We start from the raw sequence: 2,698 nt of genomic DNA, 5'->3' as shown, positions 1-2,698 counted from the left end.
CTTAACGAGTACGAAAAAGCTTGTTCTCAACACGAAGTGCAAAGATCGCAAAAATAAATGACTAAAAAAAACGTACGTTTTCTCTCGTCATTTTACAACGATTAAGAAAAATCGTGTTTGAACACGAAGTGTAAGGACGATATAGAATTCAATATACTATACATTATTATTAATTAAACATTTTAGAATTATGAACAAAAGATTTTCTACTCTTTTGGCGGTTACTTTGGTAACCGGAAGTTTGTCGGCGTATGCAGCGAACCCTGCTTATAATGGGCCGACGTATACGGCAGCCGATGGGACAGAGTCTACTCCGGCAGACAAGGAACAGATGTTGCTGAACATTGCAAAGTCAGGAGCTCTTGAAAGCAGTGCTTATTTGACAATTACTAGTGGTAGTTTGGACAAAGGTGCTAAGCCTACTACTATTGACGGCTTCAAAAACTTCACTTGGGCTGTATCTGTAAAGATGCCGGAAACCGGAGTTGTTGCCGGTAATCCTATTTACACGTTTACCAACAAAGCTGCCGGTCAGGTTCTGGCTGTGAAACTGGTAACAGATAATAAGGGTAAATCTACTGCTCCCGCTAAAATTGATGGTACAGGAAACTCTCAATGGGGTTGGAAAGACGGAGTTGGTTTGTACGCACAGACTAAGGACTCTACTTTCTACTTTGCTGCAGACATGAGTTTGTGCGCTGTTAAAGGTACAGTCGACAAGGTAACAGAACAAACAGACATTATTTCTTATGTTCCGCTGACAGAGTCTGATAAAGTCGATTTGGCAGCAACAGACTTTGCAACCATCCTGAAAGACGGTAAAGTTTACTTTAACAATGGTAAGGATGTAAAGAATGCGAAAAACATTCTGACTGCTAATGCTTGGACGGCTTATAAAGCAACTGCTGCTAATAGCTTCTTCCTGGCAGTTAAGGACAAAGAAACAAAGAGCGGTAACCCGTACTTGTTGATGGTCGATACTGCATATTATGACACTGCTGCGAAGGCTTATCATGCATTGGTTGCTGATACATTGTCTTTGGATTTGACAGGTATGGCTGCTTTAACAGGTGGTACTTATGATGAAGCAGACTACAATCCTACTAACCTGACTAAGTATGCAAGACCTATCAACGCTGCATTATTTACAGGTAAGTATTATCCGATGAATGACTCTATCGTGCTGACGGTAGCAGGTGAACCGACTATGAATTATAGTTCTGCTATTATCGATGGTAGCAAACAGTATGGCCCTCAGGTTGCAGATGCTGAAGCTGTTACAGGTACTGATCTGTTTAAAGGTATGCCGGGTTATACAGAGGCAAGTGCTGAAACTGGAGATATTGCAGATCTTGCAACAGCAGTTGCTGCCTGGTTTGTAGAGGCTGTAAAAGACACTCGATCTGCAGACGGTTACGATGCCAAGTTCGCAGAATCTTTATTTACAGACAAAGCATTAGCAAGTGGTGGTACAGCTGCTAAAGAAGGTGTCCTGAAAGCAGCTCAAGATTGGCTTAAAGTTGCTGCTAATAAAACCAAAACAAACTACGCTAAGATCTCCGCATTCGTAGCCGCCGCAGAAAACCTGCAACGTGTAGCTGCAGATGCTGCTGGTACTGCATTCTTCATCAAAGGCTTGCCTCAACGTGCTGCTAACGAAACTGCTGCCACTATCGCATTGCGTGAGTTGAATGACACGAAGGTTCTGACAGTTGCTGCTGACTTGGATGGTTATATCGAACCGTTAGTACAGCCGTATAAGACAGCTCCTGACTTTGGTGGAACAGCTGATATCGATGTAACAAAGGTTTATTACCTGAAGGACTTGAACAAATATCGTAATAATGCTGAAAACAAAGGTGAAGGCTTCTTCTTCAATGAAAGCCCGGTTGCACAGAGCCAGTATCTGGCAGAAGGTCAGGCATTCAATCCGTATGCACAGTATGTATTTGTAAAGACTCCTGGTACTTCAAAGGGTAGCTATACTATTCAGAACCGTGCAACAGGTGAAATTCCTGCTATTACAGGTAAAGCAGGTGGTTTCTCCGGTCTTACAGACGTATTAGCAGGTGACAGCATCGTAATCGATGGTGACTCTCTGTTGTTGGTAGATGCCAAGATCGCTTACACAGGCAAGGATGCTGAAAAGCAGATCGGTTACAAGTTCGCTTCCGAATATGATCTTGTAAACAAATCGTTTATGATTCACTCTGCCTCTCCTTATATGAAGGATTTGTTCCTGCACATGAAGGGCGACTCTTCTGTAATGGTTGCTGCTGACGAAGTTCTCTATAAATTGGAACCTGTAGCAGGTGCTGCTGAATATGGAGCAAAAGTTGCCGGTATCGATACACTGGAAAACCAGGCTTACTATATTAAGACTGTTAAGGGTGAATACTTGGTAGTCAACGAAGCTGAAAACGGTTATATCCTGACGAAGGATGCAAGCAAGCTGAATGCTGAAATTTCTTATGAAGATGCAGAAGGCGCTACGAAGAAATACAATGCTATCAAGACTGCCTTCTATTTCATCGCAACAGACAATGCTGATACTTATGTAATGCAGGAATTGGCTCCGGAAAATGAGGATGGTGCTAAGGTTAAATCTCTTGTTTATGATGTTAACGATCAGAAAGCAACCGTAAATGCCCAGACCGGTATTTTAGAATCATCTGAAGTTACTGTTAAGAACGACCTG

Annotated in this window: 1 protein-coding gene; it reads left to right on the top strand. The window is 42.4% G+C overall.

Annotated elements, in window-relative coordinates; translation table 11 throughout:
• Window positions 1–190 precede the first annotated feature (190 nt).
• Window positions 191–2,698 (top strand): hypothetical protein (locus DW083_RS21805; protein ID WP_147382182.1); only part of this gene is annotated, 2,508 nt, incomplete at its 3' end.

Origin of the sequence: Parabacteroides sp. AF48-14 (assembly GCF_003477465.1) — a bacterium.
In the GTDB taxonomy this organism is placed as follows: Bacteria; Bacteroidota; Bacteroidia; order Bacteroidales; family Tannerellaceae; genus Parabacteroides; species Parabacteroides acidifaciens.
This window is presented reverse-complemented; position numbering and strand designations above follow the sequence as displayed.